The organism is Phycicoccus sp. (assembly GCF_035325325.1).
Taxonomy (GTDB): Bacteria; Actinomycetota; Actinomycetes; order Actinomycetales; family Dermatophilaceae; genus Phycicoccus.
Genome location: NZ_DAOLAC010000003.1, coordinates 219,596 through 239,151, shown reverse-complemented (window position 1 = coordinate 239,151; position 19,556 = coordinate 219,596). Strand labels below are relative to the sequence as shown.

Here is a 19,556-nt window from a genome sequence, read left to right as displayed (position 1 = left end):
GCGAGGCCCCGGCCCGCAACCCCTCACCGCGAGGGCGTCACGCCATACCGTCTGACGGGTTCGGTTCAGCCGCAGCGCGGCAGGCCTGCGGTGTCGCCCTTCGCGATGCCCTGCACGGCGGTGCGCGCGTCGTCGAACGTGGTCACCTTGAGCAGCGTCATCCCCTCGGGGACGTGGCCGACGGCGTCGGCGCAGTCCTGCGCCGGGGAGAGGAACCAGCGCGCCCCGGCCCGGTGCGCACCGACCATCTTCTGGCGGATGCCGCTGATCGGGCCGACCGTGCCACCGTCCTCGATGGTGCCGGTGCCGGCGATCCGCTGGCCGCCGGTCAGCGAGCCGGGCGTCAGCGCGTCGTAGATCGCGAGGGTGAACATCAGCCCGGCCGACGGACCGCCGACGCGCCCGGTGTTGAGGGTCACGGTGACCGGCAGGTCGTAGTCGGTGCGCAGGAGCACCCCGATGTAGGCGGTGCCGTCGGCGTCACCGGTCCTCACGGTCACCGTCTTCCGGGTGCCGGACCGCTCGACGACGAGGGGCACCTCGTCGCCCGGACGATGCGTGCGGATGGCCTGGCGGACGGCGTCGGCGTCGGTGGCGGCGACGCCGTCGACGCTCACGAGCACGTCGCCCTTCTCGACGATGCCGGTCGACGGGCTCCCGGCCGGGACGTCGGCGATGGTCACGTGGGTCGGGACGGTCTTCCCGAGGGCGCGCAGGGCGGTCGCGGCGGCCACCGTCTGCGACTCGGTCATCATCTCCGCGTTCTCGGCCTCGACCTGGTCGGCCGTGGCGTCGTCGGGGAAGTAGTCGCTCTCGGGGGCGACGTCGACGTCGTCGCGGACCCACGCCTCGAGGAGGTCGTAGACGGTGACCGTGCGCCCCGGGCCGCCGTCGAAGGCGACCGTCGTGAAGTCGAGGGCGCCCTGCGTGGGGTAGGTCGTGGCACCGGAGACCGAGAGGACGGGCTTGCCGTCGACGTCGCCGAGGACGTTGGTGGCCGGCCCGGGCGAGAGGACGACGTAGGGCAGGCCGACGAAGGGGAGCCCGGCTGCGAGAACGACGAGGAGGAAGATGCCGGTGAGCAGGATCGCCGCGGCCCGACCGCCCGGCGGGGCCGGCCGGGGGACGGGACCGACGGTGCCGGTGTCGTGGACCGTCTCGCCGGGGGCGCGGCTCACGGCAGCCCCACCCACTCCGTCGAGCCGTCGCCGAGGGACTGGTGCTTCCAGATCGGCGTGCGGGCCTTGAGGGTGTCGATGACCGCGCGGCAGGCGTCGAAGGCCTGGCCGCGGTGGGGCGCGGCGGCGGCGACGACGACCGCGAGGTCGCCGACGGTCAGCGTGCCGGTGCGGTGCACCGCCGCCACCCGGAGCGCCTGCGAGGACGCGAGGACCTCGTCGCAGACCGCGCTCATCGTCTCCAGCGCGCTCGGGTGCGCGGAGTACTCGAGCCCGGTCACGGCGTCGCCGTGGTCGTGGTCGCGGACGACCCCGACGAAGAGGGCGACGCCACCGCACGCCGGGTGCCGGACGGCATCGAGCACCTCGTCGACGGACAGCGGCTCGTCACGGACGGCGACGAGCGCGACCGCGGCGTCATCGGTGGGCATGGGGCTCCTCGCGGGGCCGCCCGCCGGAACGATTCCCGGGCGAGCGTGGTTGGGTACGACAGGAACGACATCTTCTCATCCGATCCGCAGGAGACCGGCCGTGACCGACCACGCCGACGACGACGAGACCCCCGACCTCCCTCCCGAGCTCGAACAGGTGCTCCGTGGCCTCACCGGGGGCGGCGAGCTCGACCCACAGCTCGCCGAGATGGTGCGGGGCATGGGCCTGGACAAGGTCGACCCCCAGATGCTCCAGATGGTCGTCGGGCAGGTGCAGGCGATGTTCGCCGCACCGGCCGGCGACACGACGGTCGACCCCGTCCTCGCCACAGACACCGCCCGCAAGACCGTCGCGGCGGCCGGCGACGCGCTCGCCTCCGCCGCCGACCGGCGCGCCGCGGCCGAGGCCGTCCACGTGGCGGGGCTGTGGCTCGACGCCGTCACCGACCTGTCCGCCCCTACCGTGCGCGGCACCGCCTGGAGCCGCGCCGAGTGGGTCGAGGCGACGATGCCGGTGTGGACCGACCTCGTCGAGCCGGTCGCCGAGGGGGTCACCGACGCGGTGTCCGAGGCGATGGCCCGCCAGCTCGGCGAGGTCCCCGAGGACTCCCTGCCCGAGGGAATGGCCGGGATGCTCGACCAGGCCGGCCCGATGCTGCGCCGCATGCACGGCTCGATGTTCGCCCTGCAGCTCGGCCAGGGCGTCGGGACGCTCGCCGGCGAGGTGGTCACCGGCTGCGAGGTCTCGCTGCCGCTCGTGGCGGCCCCCGACGTCGTCCTCCTGCCGCAGGCCCTGCGCGAGCTCGCCGCCGGCCTCGAGGTCGACGAGCCGCAGGCGCGGCTCTACCTCGCGGTCCGGGAGGTCGCCCGGGTGCGCCTCTTCGCCGACGTGCCGTGGTTGTCCGCCGGCCTGCTCGCCGCGGTCCGCGACTACGCGGGCGACATCACGATCGACACCGACGGCATCGAGGAGGCGGTCCGATCGATCGACCCCTCCGACCCGCAGGCGGTCCAGGAGGCCCTTCAGGGCCAGCTCTTCTCGCCGCAGCACTCCCCCGCCCAGCAGGCGGCCCTCGGGCGGCTCGAGACCCTGCTGGCGCTCGTCGAGGGCTGGGTCGACGTCGTCACCGAGCGCGCCGTCGCCGGGCACCTGCCGTCCGCGGACGCCCTCGGCGAGGCGGTCCGCCGGCGCCGCGCCACGGGCGGCCCCGCCGAGAAGGCCTTCGGCGCCCTCGTCGGCCTCGAGCTGCGGCCGCGCCGCCTGCGCGACGCCGCCAACCTCTTCCGGGCACTCGAGGACTCCGGTGGCCCTGCGGCCCGCGACGCCGCGTGGCGCCACCCGGACCTCGCGCCGTCCGCGACGGACCTCGACGACCCGCTGGGCTACGTCGAGCGCACGGCCCGGCCGGCCGCCGACGACCTCGACGCCGAGCTCGACGCGCTGCTGCGCGGCGAGGGCGAGCGGTGAGCCGGGCCGCCGAGGTCGCCCGCACGTACGCCCACCTGCACGCCGACGCCGCCCGCGTCCTCGGCGGCTGGGACGCGCCCGACGCCCGCCAGGAGGAGCTGCGTCGCGGCTACCTGGCCCACCTGGCCTCCCACCCGGACGCCGTGGCCAAGGCTGGCCCGCCGGAGCACCTGACCGGCTCGTGCGTGGTCCTCGACGCCTCGGGCGACCGGGTGCTCCTGACCCACCACCGCAGGGCCGGGCAGTGGTTCCAGTTCGGCGGGCACCTCGAGGCGGGCGACCCCTCGGACCTTATCATCGCCCGCCGCGAGGGCCGCGAGGAGTCCGGCCTCGCGGAGCTCGAGCCGCTCCCCGACCCGGTCCAGCTCGACCGGCACGTCCTCGTCGGCGACTTCGGGCACTGTCGTGAGCACCTCGACGTCCGGTACGCCGCGCTGGCACCGGAGGGGGCCGAACCGCGGGCCAGCGCCGAGTCTCACGACGTGCGCTGGTGGCCGGTCCGTGCGCTGCCGGAGGGCACCCGCGCCGAGCTCTCACCCCTCGTCGGGCTGGCCCGGCGCGCCCTCGGGCTCGGCTGACGGCGGCATGCCCGTGGCGTGCGCGAGCCCGTCGAGGAAGCCCCGCGCCCGCTCCAGCCGCGGGTAGGACGCGACGAGGCGCCAGAACGCCGGCCCGTGGCCGGCGACGAGCAGGTGGGCGAGCTCGTGGAGGAGGACGTAGTCGAGGACGTGCGTCGGCACGTCCTGCAGCCGGTCCGAGACCCGGATCGTGCCGTCCGAGGGCGTGCACGACGCCCAGCGCTTCTCCATCGTCGAGACCCAGCGCACGCTCTGCGGGCGGGCGTGCCCGCCGAGGTAGCGCTCGGACAGGCGCGCGGCGCGCGCCTGGAGCGCCTCGTCGCCGACCGGGCGGCGGCTCTCCCCGCGGGCCAGCCGGGCGAGCATCCGCTCCACCCAGCGGGCCTCCTCGGCGGCCGAGAACGAGGCCGGGATGAGCACCACGGTGCGTCCGCCGTCGCGGTAGGCGCTCACCGTGCGGCGGCGCCTCCGGCTGCGGCGGACCTCGACGTCGCGCGCGGACACCCCCCAACTCTACGATCACGAGGCGGTTGGGACCGGTGTGACGCACGTGACCTGCAGGAACGCCTCCGCCCGCGTGGCGCCGCGCGTCGAGGGGGCGACGGGCCCCGGCGTGGCTACTGTGTGAAGGTCCAGACCGCCCCCGGGGCGGCACACCACTGCGGTGGCGGCTGGCCGTCGCCGGTGACAAGGAGAACGTCGATGGCTGACGAGACCTACAAGGGCGAGTTCTACTGCGTGAAGTGCAAGGAGAAGCGCGAGGCCGAGGGGAAGGTCGTGGTCTCCGAGAACGGACGGCGCATGGCCAAGGGGCAGTGCCCGGTGTGTGGCACCAACCTCAACCGCATCCTCGGCAAGGCCTGAGCGCCCTCGCCGAGCCCGGCGGCCCCGGACCCTCGTGGTCCGGGGCCGCCGGCGTCCCCGGGCCTGTGGACGACGCCGGCGCGTGGCCGACGCCGCGGGGCAGGATGCCGGGGGCGGGCCGGACGAGGAGGTCGCGGATGGAGCGGGCAGGGGTGGTCGTCGACGGGTGGGGTCCGGTCGCGGCCGAGGCCGCCGCCCAGCTGCGGCGGTGCGGGGTCCCGGTGCGGGCGGGTGCGCACGAGGCGGACGCCGCCGAGCTCGACCTCGCGGCCGGGCTCGACCCGCCCGCGGTGCTCGTCCTCGTCGCGGTCGGTCACGCGCCGGGGTGGTGGCGGGTCCCGTCGGCCGCCGCTCCCTGGCAGGTCCGCGGCGTGCCGCTGCTACCGGTCACCGGACGCGGCGACGACGTCGTCGTGGGCCCACTCGTCGTGTCGGGGCGCACCCCGTGCCTCGACTGCGTCACGCTGCCGCCGACACCGAGCCCGCTCGCTCACCCCGACCCCGCGACCGTCGTCCTCGCCGCCGCGGTGGCCACGGTCACCGCCCTCGGCGTGCTGCGCGGCGACCTCTCGCTCGGCGCGGTCTCGACCGACATCGGGCCCGCGGGTGCGACGGTCGTGCACCGGGTGTGGACCTCCCTGCCCGGCTGTCGGTGCTCGTCGGTGAGAATGGCCGGGTGAGCGAGCGCGAGCGGGACATCCCGGGGTCCTCGATCGCGCGGGCGGCGCGGTTGGCGGGCCTGCCCCTCGGGCACGCGGGGCGGGCGGCCCTCGGGGTCGGCAAGCGCGTGGGCGGTCGTCCCGCGGAGGCCGTGGCGGCCGAGATCCAGGCGCGCACGGCCGAGCAGCTGTTCTCCGTCCTCGGCCAGCTCAAGGGCGGCGCGATGAAGTTCGGGCAGGCCCTGTCGGTCATGGAGGCCGCGATGCCCGAGGAGGTCGTCGGCCCGTACCGCGCGACCCTGACCCGGCTCCAGGAGTCCGGGCCGCCGATGGGCGCCGACCGCGTCCACGCCATCCTCGCCGAGGAGCTCGGGCCACGGTGGGCCAGCACCAAGCTCGTCGAGTTCGACGACACCCCGGCCGCGTCGGCCTCGATCGGCCAGGTGCACCGCGGCGTCTGGCGCGACGGCCGCGAGGTCGCCGTGAAGATCCAGTACCCGGGCGCCGGGAAGGCCCTGCTCTCCGACCTCAACCAGATCGCACGGGTGGCCCGGATGGCCGGGTCGATGGTGCCCGGCATCGACGTCAAGCCGATCATGGACGAGCTGCGGGCCCGCATGTCCGAGGAGCTCGACTACTCCCTCGAGGCCCGCCACCAGCGCCACTTCGCCCGCGCCTTCCGCGACGACGACGACGTCCTCGTCCCCGACGTCCTCGTCGAGTCGCCGCAGGTCCTCGTCACCGAGTGGGTCGAGGGGACGCCGCTGGCCCGGGTCATCGCCGACGGCACCCAGGAGCAGCGTGACGAGGCCGCCTCGCTCTACCTCGAGTTCCAGCTGCGCGCCCCCACGCGCGCCCGGCTCCTCCACGCCGACCCCCACCCCGGCAACTTCCGGATCACCCCCGACGGCCGGCTCGGGGTCCTCGACTTCGGCGCCGTCAACCGGCTCCCGGACGGCCTGCCCCCGGAGATGGGTCGCATCCTCACCGCCGCCCTGGCCGGCGACGGTGACGAGCTGGTCCGGGTGCTGCGCCGGGCCGGGTTCATCCGGCCGGGCATCGAGATCGACCCGCAGGGGCTCGTCGAGTACCTCGAGCCGCTCGTCGAGCCGATCCTCCACGAGGAGTTCACCCCCAACCGGGCCTGGCTGCGGGGGGCCGCCGCACAGATCCAGGACCCCCGCCGGCCGCAGTTCCTCGTCGGCCTCAAGCTCAACCTGCCGCCCGAGTACCTGCTCATCCACCGGGTCTGGCTCGGCGGCATCGGGGTGCTCAGCCAGGTGGGTGGCACGGTGCCGCTGCGCGAGATGATCTGCGCCTACCTGCCGGGAGTCGACGAGTCGCGGCTGCCGCCGGACCCGAGCCGCGGCTGAGCGGCGCTCACCACCAGGCGGAGTCGAGCTTCCCCTCGATGCTGCGCAGGTGCCGCCGGCTGCACGCGTCGCAGGTCCAGACCTCGCGTCCGCTCTCCGTGCCGCGGCTCCACGTGAGCCGGGCCAGGGCCGCGGCATCGGCATCCGGCGGGGTGGCACCGCAGGTCGCGCAGACCGGGACGGCGGGCTCCCCCGGCACCTCCGGCACGCTCAGGCCTGCGCCTTCGCGGCCGCCTTGGCCGCCTTCTTGAAGTCGCGGACCTTCTGGAGCGAGTCCGGGTCGACGACGTCGGCGACCGACCGGAAGGAGCCCGGCTCCGCGTAGGCGCCACAGGCCTCCTCCCAACCCTCCGGGCGCACGCCGAGCTGCTTGCCGAGGAGAGCGGCGAAGATCCGCGCCTTCTGGTCGCCGAACCCGGGCAGTGCCCTGACCCGGGCCACCAGCTCGCGGCCGGTCGCCGCGGTCGACCACAGGGGGGCGGCGTCGCCGCCGTACTCGTCCCGGACGACGGCGGCCAGGGCCTGGATGCGGCCGGCCATCGAGCGCCCGTACCGGTGCACGGCCGGCGGCGTGGCGCACAGGTCGGCGAAGGCCTCCGGGTCTGCGGCCGCCACCGCCGCCGGGTCGAGGGTGCCGAAGCGCTCGAGCACCTTCGCGGGCCCGGCGAACGCGCGCTCCATCGGGAACTGCTGGTCGAGGAGCATCCCGACGAGGAGCGCGAACGGGTCCTCCGAGAGGACCTGGTCGGCGGCGGGGTCCTGGGCGATCGTCAGCGCGGCCATGGGGCCAGCGTAGCCAGCAGGCTCGCCGCCACCGCCCGCCAGAAGTCGCGCTCGCGCAGCGGTGGCACGGGCAGGCCGCCGCCCGGAACGGGCACCGCCCCCGACGCGGCGTCGGGGGCGGTGCGTGGTGCGGCGTCCACGCCGGTCCTCATCGGACGATGGCGTGGACGACCGCCTGCATCTGCTCGCGGTTGGCCGCCTCGCGCTCCATGCGCTGCGTCTCGTGGACGTTGCGCTGGTGCACGATGCGACGGATCCGCTGCATCCGGCGGTGGTACATGACGTTCTCCTGTCGAAAGTGCTTGTCTCGGTTGATGGTCGAGGCGGCCATCAGGCGGCGACCTCGGTCTTGCGGGGGCGGCCCCGCGGACGCTTCCGGGCCACGGTGACGCCCTGGACGAAGTACTCCCCGCCCCAGACACCCCACGGCTCGCGTCGGGAGAGGGCGCCCGCCAGGCACGTCTCCCGGACCGGGCAGGTCCGGCAGAGGGCCTTGGCGAACTCGACTCCCTCGGGGGTGTCGGCGAACCACAGCTCGGCGTCGTTCTCGCGGCAGGGAATTCCCTCGCCGTCGATGACGGCCGCCTCGTGCTGGTCGAGGAGATCGGTCAGCTGCATCGGGGTGTCACCTCCTTGCTCGGCGCGCCGGGTGGGGCGCTGGTCGGTTCCGTCGCGCCGGGTGAGGCGCTGGGTACTGGGTGGGCGGTCGCGGTCGGTGCGCTCGCTCTGTGCGGTCATCGCTGGTGGTCCTCGCGTGTGCTGGTGGTCTGAAGAGCCCGGGTGCCCGGGTGGGGATACGAGAAAGGCCGCGGATCCCTGGGGGGATCCGCGGCCTCGAGGTGGCGACTACCTGTGGGTCAGACAGGTGGTCCCTCGAGGCGGGGGTACACGGATCCCGTGGTCGGGTCGGTGATGCCGAAGCCGGCGGCGGCATCGATGCGCTGACGCGTCACGAGGCCGGCGGCGGACACACCACTCCCCTGGACCCGACCGAGCTCGACCGCGTGGGCGGTGTTGGAGCCGTACCAGACGGCATCGGTGGTCGGGCAGGCAGCGGCCATCGCCGTCGCGCCGTTCGACATCGTCTTCTCCATTGCTCCAACCCTCCTTCGCGTCCTGGTCGTGGTCCGTGCCCGGGCGGGCACGCGAGGTGTTCGCGACAACTGTAGGGGGGCCGCTGGAGCGGCAGCAACGCATTTAGGCGGGTGTTTTGCGAGATTCTGGCGAACCGGCCCGAAAGCCGTTGTGGCTCAACCGTTCGTGGCCGCAGAAAAATTCTTGACGATCTCGAGGACGGCCTCGCCGAAGCGCTCGAGCTTGGCCGGCCCGACCCCCGCGATCCGCGCGAGGTCGCTGCGCTCGGCCGGCTCGCGCTCGGCGATCGCGGTGAGCGTGGCGTCGGTGAACACGACGTAGGCCGGCACGTCGAGCTCGCGCGCCGTCTCGAGCCGCCACCCGCGCAGCTCCTCGAAGAGCTGCTCGTCCATCGTCGGGGGGCAGACGGTGCAGCGGCCGATGGTGCGCTCCTTGGCCGTCGCGAGCCCCCCGCCGCAGACGCGGCAGACCGAGGGCAGCGCCGCGCGCTCCTTGGCCGTCGCCCTCTTCCGTCGTGGTTGGCTGCGAGCGGCGGCGCCCAGCACGGACTCGGTGCCGTCGAGGAAGCGCGAGGGACGGCGGGTGCCCTTGGCCCCGGGCGTGCGCGCGCGCGAGTAGGAGAGGACGAGCCGCTCACGGGCCCGGGTCACCCCGACGTAGAGCAGGCGCCGCTCCTCCTCGATCTCGTCCGGCGTCTCGGCCATCGTGATCGGGAGCAGGCCGTCGGAGCACCCCACGAGGAAGACGGTGTCCCACTCCAGGCCCTTGGCCGCGTGCAGCGAGGCGAGCGTGACGCCCTGCACGGTGGGCGCGTGCTGGGCGGCCGCCCGCTCGTCGAGCTCGCGGACGAAGACGGGCAGGCGGGCCTCCGGGTCGGCGGCGGCGAGGTCGTCGGCGAGGGCCGCGAGGGCGGCGAGCGACTCCCACCGCTCACGGGCCGCGCCGCCGGTGGTCGGGGCCTCGCGGGTCCAGCCGGCGCCGAGGAGCACGTCACGCACGAGGTCGGGGAGCGGGACCTCGCCGTCGTCGCTGCGCGCCGCACCGCGCATCAGCACGAGGGCGTCGCGGACCTCCTTGCGGGAGAAGAACCGCTCGCCGCCGCGCACGAGGTAGGGGATGCCCCGCTCGGCGAGCGCCGACTCGAACAGCTCGCTCTGGCCGTTGGTGCGGAAGAGGACCGCGACCTCGGCGGCGGGGTGCCCGGCGTCGACGAGCGCCCGCACCCGCTCGGCGACCTGCTCGGCCTCGGCGGGGTCGTCGTCGGCGACGAGGAGCTCGGGGGCGGCGCCGTCGGCGCGCTGGGCCCGCAGCTCGACGGACCCGGAGCGGCGGCCGCCACCCGGCGAGCGCAGCACGAGGTTGGCCAGGCCGACGACCTGGGGGGTCGACCGGTAGTTGCGGACGAGCTCGACGACCCGGGCCTGCGGGTGGCGGGACCGGAAGCCGAGGAGGTGCTGGGGGGAGGCACCGGTGAAGGAGTAGATGGTCTGCGCGGGGTCGCCGACGACGCACACGTCGTCACGCTCGCCGAGCCACAGCTCGAGGAGGCGCTGCTGGAGCCGGTTGACGTCCTGGTACTCGTCGACGACGAAGTGCCGGTACTGGCCGCGGACCGCCCGGGCGACCTGGTCGTGCTCGCCGAGGATGCCGGCCATGAGGAGCAGGACGTCCTCGAAGTCGATGACCCCCCGCTGGGTCTTGACCTCCTCGTACGCGGCGATGACCCGGGCCATCGCCGTCGCGTCCAGCCCCGCCGGCGGCTCGCGGCGCTCGCGGGCGACCGCCGCGGCGTAGCTGTCGGCGGTGAGCATCGAGACCTTCGACCACTCGATCTCGGCGGCGACGTCGCGGACGGCCGGGGAGTCGAGGCGCAGCCGGAGCCGTCCGCCCGCCTCGGCCACGGCGCCGGCCTTGTGCGGCATGACCTCGGGCGCCGCCCCGCCGACGGCCTGCGGCCAGAAGTAGTGCAGCTGGCGCAGAGCGGCCGCGTGGAAGGTGCGGGCCTGCACCCCCCCGACTCCGAGGTCGCGCAGCCGGGTGCGCATCTCCCCGGCGGCCCGGGCGGTGAAGGTGACGGCGAGCACGCGCTGCGGCTGGTACGCGCCGGAGAGCACGCCGTAGGCGATGCGGTGGGTGATGGCGCGGGTCTTGCCGGTGCCGGCCCCGGCGAGGACGCACATGGGCCCGAGGGGGTGCGCGGCGACCTCGCGCTGCTCGGGGTCGAGCGCGTCGAGGACGTCGTCGGCGCCGGGGTGCACGGGGAGGGTCGTCATCGGCTCCGATCCTAGGTCGCGGCGCCGACGCCCCGTCCGGCGGGAAGGACCGTGCGACCCGTGGCGTTGACGAGGCCATGAGCACCCCCGCCCTGCCCGCCGCCGGCACCGTGACCATGTTCACCACGACGTGGTGCGGCTACTGCCGCCGCCTCAAGTCCCAGATGGAGCGCGAGGGCATCGAGTTCACCGAGGTCGACATCGAGCGCAAGCCCGACGCCGCCGACTACGTCATGCTCGTCAACGGCGGCAACCAGACCGTCCCGACCCTCCTGTTCCCGGACGGCTCGGCCGCGACCAACCCCTCGATCGCGGAGGTCCGCAGCCGCCTCGGCTGAGCACCCCGCGGCTCAGCGCAGCGGCACCTCGGGAGCCTCGATCGGGCCGCCGAACCAGTGCTCGACGAGCCGCCGGGCGATCGAGACCCGCCCGGAGATGACGAGCGAGCCGTCGGCGACGGCGGCGAGCAGCTCCTCCCGGGTGAACCACCGCGCGGCCGCGATCTCGTCCTCCTGGAGGCGCAGCTCGGTGCCGCGGGCCCGGGCCGTGAAGCCGACCATGAGCGAGGACGGGAAGGGCCACGGCTGGTCACCGAGGTAGGTGACGTCGTCGACCTCGAGCCCGACCTCCTCGTGGACCTCGCGGGCGACGGCGGCGGCAAGGGTCTCCCCCGGCTCGACGAACCCGGCGAGGACCGACATGCCGGCGCTGCGGAAGCCCCGGCCCCGGGCGAGCAGGAGGCGGTCGGCGTCGTCGACGACGGCCATGATGACGGCGACGTCGGTGCGCGGGTAGTGCTCGCTGCCGTCGGCCGGGCAGCGGCGCACCCAGCCGGCGAGCACCGGCACGGTCGGGGCGCCGCAGCGCGGGCAGTGCCCGTGCGCGCGGTGCCAGTTGGCCAGCGCGAGCGTCGTCGCGAAGAGCGAGGCGCCGAGGTCGTCGAGGCGGGCCCCGACCTGCCGCAGCGTGCGCAGCCCGGGACGCGGCTCGGCGTCCGCCGGCACGTCCTCGACGACCCCGAGGTGCTGGGCCCCACCGTGCTCACCGAGGTAGACCACGAGGTGGTCCGCGTCGGCGGGGACGGGGGCGCCGAGGACGACGCGCACGACGTGGCCCTCACCCTCCTCGACGGCCGTGGCGTCGCCGCACAGCCGGAAGACCCGGGTCGCGGGGTCGGCGAGCAGCCCGGTGAGGAGCGTGGGGTCGCCGCGGCGGTCGGCGCGGCGGTCGAGGGTACGCCGGGTGAGGGCGACGTCGGGAAGAGAATGGTCGGCTCGGGCCACGGTTCCCAGCCTAGGCGCCACGCACGTCCTACCGTGGGGGGCGTGGACCGCAGCCCCTCTCTCCTCGCCGCGCTGGCGAGCGCCGCCGTGCCCGGGCTCGACCCGGTGAGCGTCGAGGCGCTCCCGAGCCTGCCCGGGCAGTCCTTCGACGTCGCGTTCGTCGAGGACCAGGAGCACCGGAGGTGGGTGGTCCGCGCCCCCCGCACCGAGGTCGCCGGGGCCGAGATGGACCGCGCCGTCGTCCTCCTCGGGCTGCTCGCCCGCCGGCTGCCGTTCGCCGTCCCCGCCCCCAGGGGCTTCGTCGGGCTCGAGACCGGGGGGCGGGCGGCCGTCTACCCCTACCTGCCCGGGCACCCGCTCGAGCTCGCCTCGCTGCCCCACGGCCCCGGGCTGGCCGCCGACCTCGGCCGCGCCATCGGCGCCCTGCACAACACCGACCCCGCGCTGTTCGAGGAGGCCGGCCTGCCGGCGTACGACGCCGACGCCTACCGCACCCGACGCCTCGCCGAGCTCGACCGGGCCGCCGAGACCGGGCGGGTGCCGACCGCGCTGCTCACCCGCTGGGAGGGTGCCCTCGAGGACGTCGCGCTCTGGCGCTTCGCCGCCACCGCGACCCACGGCGACCTCACCGGCGAGGAGGTGCTCGCGGTCTTCGACGACCCCCGCGACGCCTCGACCGGCCGAGTCAAGGCACTCACCGGCTGGGAGGACGCCAAGGTCGCCGACCCCGCCGACGACTTCGCCGCGCTCGTCGCCGAGGCCCCGGCCGCCGCGGTCGAGACCGTCCTCGAGGCCTACGCCCACGTCCGGGTCGAGCGCCCCGACCCCAACCTGCTCGTCCGGGCCCGGCTCAGCGCCGAGCTGCGGATGCTCTCGCGCCTCATGGACGCCCTCGCCCGCAAGGACGTGCCGGCGGTCGAGGTGCTCTCGACCCAGCTGCGCCGCCTCGACGACGCGGTGCACGCCGCCGAGGACCTCGGCGACGACGACTACCGCCGCACCTCGCTCGCGCCGGTGACCGTTCGCCCCCGCCCGACCCCGCCGCCCGCGCTGGTCGTCGACGACGACGACGAGGACGAGCTGCCCGAGGTCGGCGACGTCACCGAGCGGCGGACAGGACTCGGCTGAGCTCGGCCTCGCCCGGCAGCTCGGGCCACACCGTCTCGCCGGTGGCGGCGTGGAAGAAGGCGCCGCGCACCCGCCGCGGGTCGACCCCCCGGAGCCGGGCCCAGGCCAGCCGGTAGGCCCCGAGCTGCACCGCCCGGGCCCGCGCGCGGGCGCCGGAGGCCGGGGCGCCAGTCTTCCAGTCGACGACCGTCCAGGTCGGCGCGCCGTCCGGACCGGCCTCCTCGAAGACGGCGTCGATGCGCCCGCGGACGGCGATGCCGTCGAGGACGGTCTCGATGCTCGTCTCGACCTCCAGCGGGGTGCGGTCGGCCCACTCGGAGGCGAGGAACGCCGCGCGCAGCGCGCCGAGGTCGGCGGGGTCCGGGTCGTCGTCGGCGAAACCGGGCAGGGCGTCGACGTCGACGATGGCCGCCCGCGCGTAGTGCTCCTCGACCCAGGCGTGGAAGGCGGTGCCCCGCCGGGTGGCGAGCGCCGGCGGCTGGGGCATCGGGCGGCGCAGCCGGCTCGTGAACGCCTCGGCGTCCTCGGCGAGGGAGACGAGCGAGGACGTGGACAGGTGCGGCGGCAGCACGACCTCGGTGTCGGCGCTCGCGTGCCGTCGCGCGCGCTCACCGAGGAGCAGCTCGACCTCCTCGGCCCAGGGCCCCGCGGCACCGACGGGATCGCCGGCGGCGGGGTCCGGCTCGGTCGCGCTCGCCGCGAGGACCTCGCGGGCCGGGCCGAGGAGCAGCTCGCGGCGCGCGACGTGGTCCAGGGTGGGCCACGCCGTGCTCACGGACTCGGCCGTCCGCGGGTTCTGGGGCTTCGGGTCGTCGGTGGGCGGCAGCTGCACCCAGGGACCGGGGACGACGCGAGCGCTCGCGCGGACCTCCTCGAGGAAGCGTGAGGTGACCCGCGGCGTGGACGCCGTGCCCCACACGTGCGCGCTGAGCAGGAGGTCGGAGCGGGCGCGCGTCGTCGCGACGTAGGCGAGCCGCCGCTCCTCGGCGACGCCGTGCTCGGCGGCGGCCCGGGTGAAGCGCTCGACGGCCTCGGCCGCGGTGTCCCAGTCGTGCCCGTCGGCCCAGCCGAAGCGCGGAAGCCCCTCGCGGTCGCCGCGCAGGTCGTAGGGCAGCGTCGCGAGGCCGACGAGCCAGGCCTTGTCGTTCGGGGCGCCGTGGCCCCAGTCGCCGCCGACCGGTCGGCTCTGGGTGGCCGAGTGCGCCGGGAAGGAGGACTCGACCAGCCCCGGCACGGCGACCACGTCCCACTCCAGCCCCTTGGCGGCGTGGACGGTCATCACCTGGACGGCGTCGGGGCGGGCCTCGACCCAGCCGAGGTCGAGCCCCCGCTCCTCGTCGACCGCCGCCTCGAGCCACGCGAGGAAGCCACCGAGCCCGGCGCGGTCGGCGCTCGCCGCGAAGCCGGCCGCGACGTCGGCGAAGGCGTCGAGGTGGGCGCGGGCGGCGCCCGGGCTGTACCCGGGACGGGCCAGCACCTCGATGTCGAGGCCGAGGGCGACCTCCGCCTCGGCCACGAGCTCGGGGAGACCGAGGCCGGTCAGCGAGCGCAGCCGGCGCACGGTGGCCCCGAGGCCCTCGAGCCGGATGCGGGCCGCCGGGGCGAGCCGCTGCCCCTCCTCGCCCACCCAGTCGGCGGGCGGCAGCCCGTCGAGGGCCTCGACGATGCTCACGGCGTCCCCGGCGTCCGGGGCGAGGTCGGCGCCGCGGGGCGGGCGCTGCCAGCCCTGGCGCACCCGGGCCCACTCACCGAGGCCGTCGAGGTCGGCGGCCCCGAGCCGACACGACGGGCCGGTGAGCAGCCGCATGAGGCGGTCGCCGCGCGTGGGGTCGGCGACGACGTGGAGGAGGGCCACGAGGTCGGCGACCTCCGGGGTGTGCAGCAGCCCGCCGAGACCGACGACCTCGTGCGGCAGGCCGGCCTCCTCCAGCGCCTCGACGACGGCGTCGAACTGGGAGCGCTTGCGGCACAGCACGGCTGCCGTGCGACGGCCGGGGCGGGCCATCCGCGAGCGCAGCCAGCCGACGACGTGCCGGGCCTCGTCCTCGAGGGTGGCGAGACGGGCGACGGCGACGTGGCCGGGGCCGGCCCCCGGACGCTCGGCGAGGGCCTCGACCGGCACGCGGGTGGTCGCCGCCAGCGGTGCGGCCACGACGTTGGCCGCCCCGAGGACGGCGCGGTCGTTGCGCCAGCTCGTCGAGAGGTGGAGCACCCGGGCCGGCTCCGGGTCGCGGAAGTCGGTGCGGAAGCGGTCGAGGGTCGTCGAGGAGGCACCGCGCCAGCCGTAGATCGACTGGTGCGGGTCACCGACCGCCGTGACCGGCACCGGCTCGCCCGGGGCGACGAAGAGGGCGCGGAGGAGCTGGAGCTGGGCCTCCGAGGTGTCCTGGAACTCGTCGAGGAGGACGGCTCGGAACCGCCGGCGCTCGGCCGCGCCGACCTCGGGCACGGTCGTCGCGAGCCGGGCCGCGAGGGCGACCTGGTCGGCGAAGTCCATCGCGTCGCGGGAGCGCTTGAGCGCGTGGTAGGCCTCGACGAGCGGCACGACGGCCGCCCGCTGGCGCAGCACGTCGGCGACGTCGCGCATCGGGTTGGTGCGCTTGCGCGAGCCGTCCGGCCTGGTCAGCGAGTCCAAGGCGTCGATGACGTCCGCGAGGTGCTCGGCGACCCGGGCGGGCTCGACGAGGTGCTCGGCCATCTCGCCGGCGAGGTCGACGACGGCGGTGGTGACCGTGGACTCCGCCTTGTCGACGGCGTCCATCGGGCCGTCCCAGGAAACGACGGCCTCGTGCGCGAACTGCCACGCCGCGGCCTCGGTGAGGAGCCGGCTCTCCGGCTCGACGCCGAGCCGCAGGCCGTGCTCGCGGACGATCCGCCCGGCGTAGGCGTGGTAGGTCGAGACCTCGGGGGTGTCGTCGAGGACGGCCGCGCCGGCCTCGGGGGCAGGGCTCCACAGGCCGGCGTCGCGCAGCGTGGCGAGCCGCGCCGCGAGGCGCTCGGAGAGCTCGCCGGCCGCCTTGCGGGTGAAGGTGAGCCCGAGCACCTCGTCCGGGCGCACGAGGCCGTTCGCGACGAGCCAGACGACGCGGGCGGCCATCGTCTCGGTCTTGCCGGACCCGGCCCCGGCAACGACGAGGAGCGGGCGCAGCGGCGCCTCGATGACCGCGGCCTGCTCCGAGGTCGGCGCGTGGGGCTGGTCGAGCGCCTTCGCGAGCTCGACCGCGCCCCACCGCGGACCGCCCGGCGGAGCAGCCGCGTCCGTGCCGGTCACAGCCGCCTCCCCTCGGGCTGCGCGGGGCAGGAGTCCTTGACCTGGCAGGTGCCGCACACGTCGCGTCCGGGGGTGGCCCGGAAGGAGGCCGCGGCCATGCCCTCGGCGGTGCGCTCGACGAGCTCGCGGGCCCATGCCGGGTCGGGGTCGGCGGCCAGGGGCGCCTGCACCTGGAGGGTCGTCGTCCGGTTCGCCGCCCGACCGAGCTGGAGCAGGGCGGCGCCCCCGGAGCCGGTGCCGTGGGCCGCGAAGGCCCCCTCCTCGACGGCGAGCTGGTAGGCCCCGAGCTGGCCGTTGCGCGCCAGCTCGTCCTTCGTCGGCTTGCGCGAGCCGGTCTTGAGGTCGATGACGCGCACGGCTCCTTCGGGCCCGATCTCGATGCGGTCGACCGTGCCCGCGACGACGGCGCGGCCGAGCGCGACCCGCATCCGCTCCTCGGAGGCAGCTCGCCGCCAGCCCTCGGCGCTCGCCTCGCGGTGGTAGGTGGCCAGCCGCGCCGTCATCTCGCGGGCCCTCCCGAGGTCGCGGCGCGAGAGCCATCCGGGCGGCAGCCCGAGCCGACCCCAGCGCGCCTCGAGCTCGGCGGCGTAGGCCGCGGCGTCGACGTCGCCGAGGTCGTGCGCCACCTCGTGGACGAGCGTGCCGATGTCCTGGGCGCCCATCGACGGCCCGTCGCCGCCGCTCGCGCGCAGCAGCCACTGCAGGCCGCACTGGCCGAACCGGTCGATCATCGACGGGGAGACGCGGACCGGTGCGTCGGGGGCGCGACGGGGCCGGTCGTCGGTGGTGGCCCGCAGCGCCCACCACTGCGCGGGGTCGGCCCCGGGGACCCCGGCCCGGGCCAGCCGCCCGAGGGTCGTGACGGCGGCCCCGCGCACGGCGGGGTCGGGGTCGAGGAGGGAGCGCCGCAGCTCGCCGACGAGCCCCGGGAGGGTGAGCGGGCGGGGGACGTCGGTGAAGGGGCGGGCGTCGGGACGGGGGTCGACGACGTCGAGGTAGGGCGACGGCTGCTCGTCCTCGCTGCGGACGGCGGTGACGACGAGGCGGGAGCGGGCGCGCGTGACCGCGACGTGGAAGAGGCGGGTCTCGTCGTGGGCGACCTGGGTGCGCGCCGCGCGAGGACCGGCGGCCCGGCCGGTGACGACGTCGACGAGGTCGGTCGAGCGCAGGAGGGAGCCGCGCAGCCGGAGGTCGGGCCACGCCCCCTCCTGCACGCCCGCGACGACGACGAGGTCCCAGCCCAGCCCGGCCGCCGCGGCGGGGGTGAGCAGCGCCACCGACTCCCCCGGCGCCGCGCGCGCGGCGAGGGTGTCACCCGCGACGTCCTGGCCGAGGAGGTGCTCGAGGAAGTCGGCGGGCCGGGCGCCGGGCAGCCGGTCGACGTAGCGGGCCGCGGCGTCGAAGAGGCCGAGGACGGCGTCGAGGTCGCGGTCGGCGCGCTGCCCGGCCGGGCCCCCGGCGAGGGCGGTCTCGCGCCACGGCTCGGCGAGGCCGCTCGCCGACCACATCGCCCACAGCACCTCCTCGACGCCCCGTCCGTCCCGCAGGGCGTCGACGGCGGCCGCGAGGACCCGGTGCACCCGCCGGGCCGCACGCGCCTCGGGGCCGACGTGGTCGAGGGCCGCCGGGGTGAGCACGCTCTCGGCGAGGAGCAGGTCGCTCGGGCGCCCACCTCCGGCGTCGAGCTCGAGGCGCCGGAGCGAGCGGCGCAGGCGGCGCAGCGCCACCGCGTCGGCTCCTCCGACCGGTGAGCCGAGGACGTCGACGACGACCTCGGGGTCGAGGGCGTCGGCGCCTGCGGCGACGTCGAGGGCGCAGCCCAGGAGGGCGAGCAACGGCCGGACGGCCGGCTCGTCGCGGACCGGGAGGTCGGCGGTGGCGGTGTCGACGGGGACCCCGGCGGAGCGGAGCACGCGGCGCAGGGTGGCGGTGCGCGACCCCCCGCGGACGACGACGGCCATCCGCGACCACGGCACGTCGTGCAGCAGGTGCGCCTCGCGGAGCGTGCCGGCGACGAATGCGGCCTCCTGCGCGCCGGTGCGCAGGAGGTGGGCCTCGACGCCGCCGTCGCCGGGTGCCGGAGTCGGCGACCGGTGGGCACCGCCGCCGACGACACCGACGTGCCCGACCACCCGGGCCGCGGCGGCCGCCACGACGGCGTTCGACCGGTGGCCGGTCCGCAGGACGTGCTCGGCGGCGTCCGGCCAGCCGGTGACGACGAGGCGCGGGTCGGCGCCGCGGAAGGTCTGCGTCGCGGCGTCGGGGTCGCCGGCGAGGAGCAGCGGGATGCCGCTGCCGCGGGTGACGAGGTCGAGCAGGCGGACGCCGGCCGGCGTCAGCTCCTGGGCGTCGTCGACGACGACGAGCCGCAGCCGGGCGCGGAGCCGGTCGAGGGCGTCGGGATCCTCCTCGAGGAGGTCGGCCGCGGCGGTGAGGACGGTGGCGGGGTCCCAGGCCCCGGGCGCCGACAGGGCCGTGACGTCCTCGTACTCGCCGAGGACGACGGCGCCGGCGACCCACTCGGGCACGCCGTGCTCGCGGCCGAGGGCGTCGAGGTCGGCCGGCCGCAGCCCGAGCTCGAGGGCGCGCATCAGGAGGTCACGCAGCTCGGAGCGGAAGCCCCGCGTCGGCAGGGCCGCGGTGACCGAGGCGGGCCACGGCGGGGCGGGGGCCGTGCCGTCGGCGTGCCCGGCGAGCAGCTCGCGGAGGATGACGTCCTGTTCCGGGCCGCTCAGCAGCCGGGGGGCGGGGTCGCCGACCAGCGCGGCCGCCTCGCGCAGCAGCCCGAACCCGAAGGACTGGTGGGTGCGGGCGAGCGGGGTGGTCGTCGTGCCGCCGAGCCGGGCGGTGACGACGTCGCGCAGCCGGGCGGCGGCCAGCCGGGTCGGGGCGAGGAGCAGGCACGAGTCGGCGGGCGCACCCTCCCGGACTGCCCGCACCACGCGCTCGACGGCCACCGTGCTCGTGCCGGTGCCGGGCGCCCCGAGGACCCGGACGACGGCGGCGTCCGCGTCGACGGCCGCCCGCTGGGCGGTGTCGAGCACCGGCTCCGCCGCCGAGACGGTGGCGGGGCGACGGAGGACGAGCACGCCCGCGATTCCACCACGTCGGACCGACACCGGCGCGCCCGGCTCGTCCACCGCGAGTCGGGGTCGCAAAACCCCGTTGCCGG

The 19,556-nt window shown here is 76.3% G+C and carries 20 protein-coding genes; 7 read left to right on the top strand and 13 right to left on the bottom strand.

From position 1 onward, the window contains the following. Positions 1-65: 65 nt before the first annotated feature. Both PKA89_RS04105 and PKA89_RS04100 read right to left on the bottom strand, forming a co-directional pair. Complete coding sequence (locus tag PKA89_RS04105; RefSeq protein ID WP_324416841.1) at positions 66-1,178, bottom strand: PDZ domain-containing protein; 1,113 nt, start codon at positions 1,176-1,178, stop codon at positions 66-68. Beyond that, positions 1,175-1,609, bottom strand: a complete 435-nt coding sequence (locus PKA89_RS04100) for a molybdenum cofactor biosynthesis protein MoaE (RefSeq protein WP_324416840.1) — start codon at positions 1,607-1,609, stop codon at positions 1,175-1,177. The genes PKA89_RS04105 and PKA89_RS04100 overlap by 4 nt, the downstream gene beginning before the upstream one ends. A gap of 100 nt (positions 1,610-1,709) precedes the next feature. On the opposite strand from PKA89_RS04100, the gene PKA89_RS04095 reads away from it, so the two are divergent. Together PKA89_RS04095 and PKA89_RS04090 are read left to right on the top strand one after the other, a co-directional pair. Next, complete coding sequence (locus PKA89_RS04095) at positions 1,710-3,077, top strand: zinc-dependent metalloprotease (RefSeq protein ID WP_324416839.1); 1,368 nt, start codon at positions 1,710-1,712, stop codon at positions 3,075-3,077. Then, positions 3,074-3,655 carry an NUDIX domain-containing protein gene (locus PKA89_RS04090; protein ID WP_324416838.1) on the top strand — a complete coding sequence of 194 codons (582 nt, stop codon included), beginning with the start codon at positions 3,074-3,076 and terminating at the stop codon, positions 3,653-3,655. Before PKA89_RS04095 ends, PKA89_RS04090 begins: the two co-directional genes overlap by 4 nt. Here the strand turns inward: PKA89_RS04090 and PKA89_RS04085 are convergent. Then, positions 3,611-4,159, bottom strand: coding sequence for a M48 family metallopeptidase (locus PKA89_RS04085; RefSeq protein WP_324416837.1), 549 nt, complete (start codon positions 4,157-4,159; stop codon positions 3,611-3,613). The two genes, PKA89_RS04090 and PKA89_RS04085, sit on opposite strands and share 45 nt — an antisense overlap. A gap of 198 nt (positions 4,160-4,357) precedes the next feature. On the opposite strand from PKA89_RS04085, the gene PKA89_RS04080 reads away from it, so the two are divergent. The 3 genes from PKA89_RS04080 to PKA89_RS04070 all read left to right on the top strand — a co-directional run bounded on the left by PKA89_RS04080 (position 4,358) and on the right by PKA89_RS04070 (position 6,551). Continuing rightward, positions 4,358-4,519, top strand: a complete 162-nt coding sequence (locus tag PKA89_RS04080; protein ID WP_013493366.1) for a DUF5679 domain-containing protein — start codon at positions 4,358-4,360, stop codon at positions 4,517-4,519. 137 nt (positions 4,520-4,656) lie between these two features. Continuing rightward, positions 4,657-5,199: a hypothetical protein gene (locus tag PKA89_RS04075; RefSeq protein ID WP_324416836.1), complete on the top strand. Its 543-nt coding sequence runs from the start codon at positions 4,657-4,659 to the stop codon at positions 5,197-5,199. Further along, on the top strand, positions 5,196-6,551 hold the full coding sequence (locus PKA89_RS04070; protein WP_324416835.1) for an AarF/ABC1/UbiB kinase family protein: 1,356 nt from the start codon (positions 5,196-5,198) through the stop codon (positions 6,549-6,551). The genes PKA89_RS04075 and PKA89_RS04070 overlap by 4 nt, the downstream gene beginning before the upstream one ends. A gap of 7 nt (positions 6,552-6,558) precedes the next feature. Here PKA89_RS04070 and PKA89_RS04065 read toward each other — a convergent pair whose 3' ends face one another. From PKA89_RS04065 to PKA89_RS04035, 7 genes are all read right to left on the bottom strand, one after another. Continuing rightward, complete coding sequence (locus tag PKA89_RS04065) at positions 6,559-6,750, bottom strand: hypothetical protein (RefSeq protein ID WP_324416834.1); 192 nt, start codon at positions 6,748-6,750, stop codon at positions 6,559-6,561. Between the two features lie 11 nt (positions 6,751-6,761). Beyond that, positions 6,762-7,334 carry an HhH-GPD-type base excision DNA repair protein gene (locus PKA89_RS04060; RefSeq protein ID WP_324416833.1) on the bottom strand — a complete coding sequence of 191 codons (573 nt, stop codon included), beginning with the start codon at positions 7,332-7,334 and terminating at the stop codon, positions 6,762-6,764. Further along, positions 7,322-7,474: a hypothetical protein gene (locus PKA89_RS04055; RefSeq protein WP_324416832.1), complete on the bottom strand. Its 153-nt coding sequence runs from the start codon at positions 7,472-7,474 to the stop codon at positions 7,322-7,324. Before PKA89_RS04055 ends, PKA89_RS04060 begins: the two co-directional genes overlap by 13 nt. 8 nt (positions 7,475-7,482) lie before the next feature. Beyond that, complete coding sequence (locus PKA89_RS04050; protein ID WP_324416831.1) at positions 7,483-7,665, bottom strand: hypothetical protein; 183 nt, start codon at positions 7,663-7,665, stop codon at positions 7,483-7,485. Continuing rightward, positions 7,665-7,952: a WhiB family transcriptional regulator gene (locus tag PKA89_RS04045; RefSeq protein ID WP_324416848.1), complete on the bottom strand. Its 288-nt coding sequence runs from the start codon at positions 7,950-7,952 to the stop codon at positions 7,665-7,667. The genes PKA89_RS04050 and PKA89_RS04045 overlap by 1 nt, the downstream gene beginning before the upstream one ends. Before the next feature lie 239 nt (positions 7,953-8,191). Next, positions 8,192-8,428, bottom strand: coding sequence for a hypothetical protein (locus tag PKA89_RS04040; RefSeq protein WP_324416830.1), 237 nt, complete (start codon positions 8,426-8,428; stop codon positions 8,192-8,194). Positions 8,429-8,584: 156 nt separating this feature from the next. After that, positions 8,585-10,702 carry an ATP-dependent DNA helicase UvrD2 gene (locus PKA89_RS04035; RefSeq protein ID WP_324416829.1) on the bottom strand — a complete coding sequence of 706 codons (2,118 nt, stop codon included), beginning with the start codon at positions 10,700-10,702 and terminating at the stop codon, positions 8,585-8,587. A 77-nt stretch (positions 10,703-10,779) separates the two neighbouring features. Here PKA89_RS04035 and PKA89_RS04030 point away from each other — a divergent pair, with 77 nt between their 5' ends. Then, the gene (locus PKA89_RS04030) at positions 10,780-11,040 is read left to right on the top strand and encodes a mycoredoxin (protein WP_324416828.1); all 261 of its coding nucleotides are present in this window, start codon (positions 10,780-10,782) and stop codon (positions 11,038-11,040) included. A 12-nt stretch (positions 11,041-11,052) separates the two neighbouring features. On the opposite strand, the gene nudC is transcribed toward PKA89_RS04030, so the two are convergent. Then, positions 11,053-11,985, bottom strand: a complete 933-nt coding sequence (nudC, locus tag PKA89_RS04025) for an NAD(+) diphosphatase (protein ID WP_324416827.1) — start codon at positions 11,983-11,985, stop codon at positions 11,053-11,055. A 42-nt stretch (positions 11,986-12,027) separates the two neighbouring features. Between nudC and PKA89_RS04020 the strand changes: the two genes are divergently transcribed. Further along, positions 12,028-13,113, top strand: a complete 1,086-nt coding sequence (locus tag PKA89_RS04020) for a phosphotransferase (RefSeq protein ID WP_324416826.1) — start codon at positions 12,028-12,030, stop codon at positions 13,111-13,113. Here PKA89_RS04020 and PKA89_RS04015 read toward each other — a convergent pair. Beyond that, positions 13,085-16,384, bottom strand: coding sequence for an ATP-dependent DNA helicase (locus PKA89_RS04015; RefSeq protein WP_324416825.1), 3,300 nt, complete (start codon positions 16,382-16,384; stop codon positions 13,085-13,087). The genes PKA89_RS04020 and PKA89_RS04015 overlap by 29 nt on opposite strands. Continuing rightward, positions 16,381-19,473: a PD-(D/E)XK nuclease family protein gene (locus PKA89_RS04010; protein ID WP_324416824.1), complete on the bottom strand. Its 3,093-nt coding sequence runs from the start codon at positions 19,471-19,473 to the stop codon at positions 16,381-16,383. The genes PKA89_RS04015 and PKA89_RS04010 overlap by 4 nt, the downstream gene beginning before the upstream one ends. Positions 19,474-19,556: the final 83 nt, after the last annotated feature.

Bases quoted from the DNA above. Each gene is read 5' to 3' on its own strand.
- PKA89_RS04080 (WP_013493366.1), top strand. From the start codon at position 4,358: ATGGCTGACGAGACCTACAAGGGCGAGTTCTACTGCGTGAAGTGCAAG.
- PKA89_RS04100 (WP_324416840.1), bottom strand. From the start codon at position 1,609: ATGCCCACCGATGACGCCGCGGTCGCGCTCGTCGCCGTCCGTGACGAG.
- PKA89_RS04035 (WP_324416829.1), bottom strand. From the start codon at position 10,702: ATGACGACCCTCCCCGTGCACCCCGGCGCCGACGACGTCCTCGACGCG.
- PKA89_RS04060 (WP_324416833.1), bottom strand. From the start codon at position 7,334: ATGGCCGCGCTGACGATCGCCCAGGACCCCGCCGCCGACCAGGTCCTC.
- PKA89_RS04040 (WP_324416830.1), bottom strand. From the start codon at position 8,428: ATGGAGAAGACGATGTCGAACGGCGCGACGGCGATGGCCGCTGCCTGC.
- PKA89_RS04045 (WP_324416848.1), bottom strand. From the start codon at position 7,952: ATGCAGCTGACCGATCTCCTCGACCAGCACGAGGCGGCCGTCATCGAC.
- PKA89_RS04075 (WP_324416836.1), top strand. From the start codon at position 4,657: ATGGAGCGGGCAGGGGTGGTCGTCGACGGGTGGGGTCCGGTCGCGGCC.
- PKA89_RS04050 (WP_324416831.1), bottom strand. From the start codon at position 7,665: ATGGCCGCCTCGACCATCAACCGAGACAAGCACTTTCGACAGGAGAAC.
- PKA89_RS04030 (WP_324416828.1), top strand. From the start codon at position 10,780: ATGAGCACCCCCGCCCTGCCCGCCGCCGGCACCGTGACCATGTTCACC.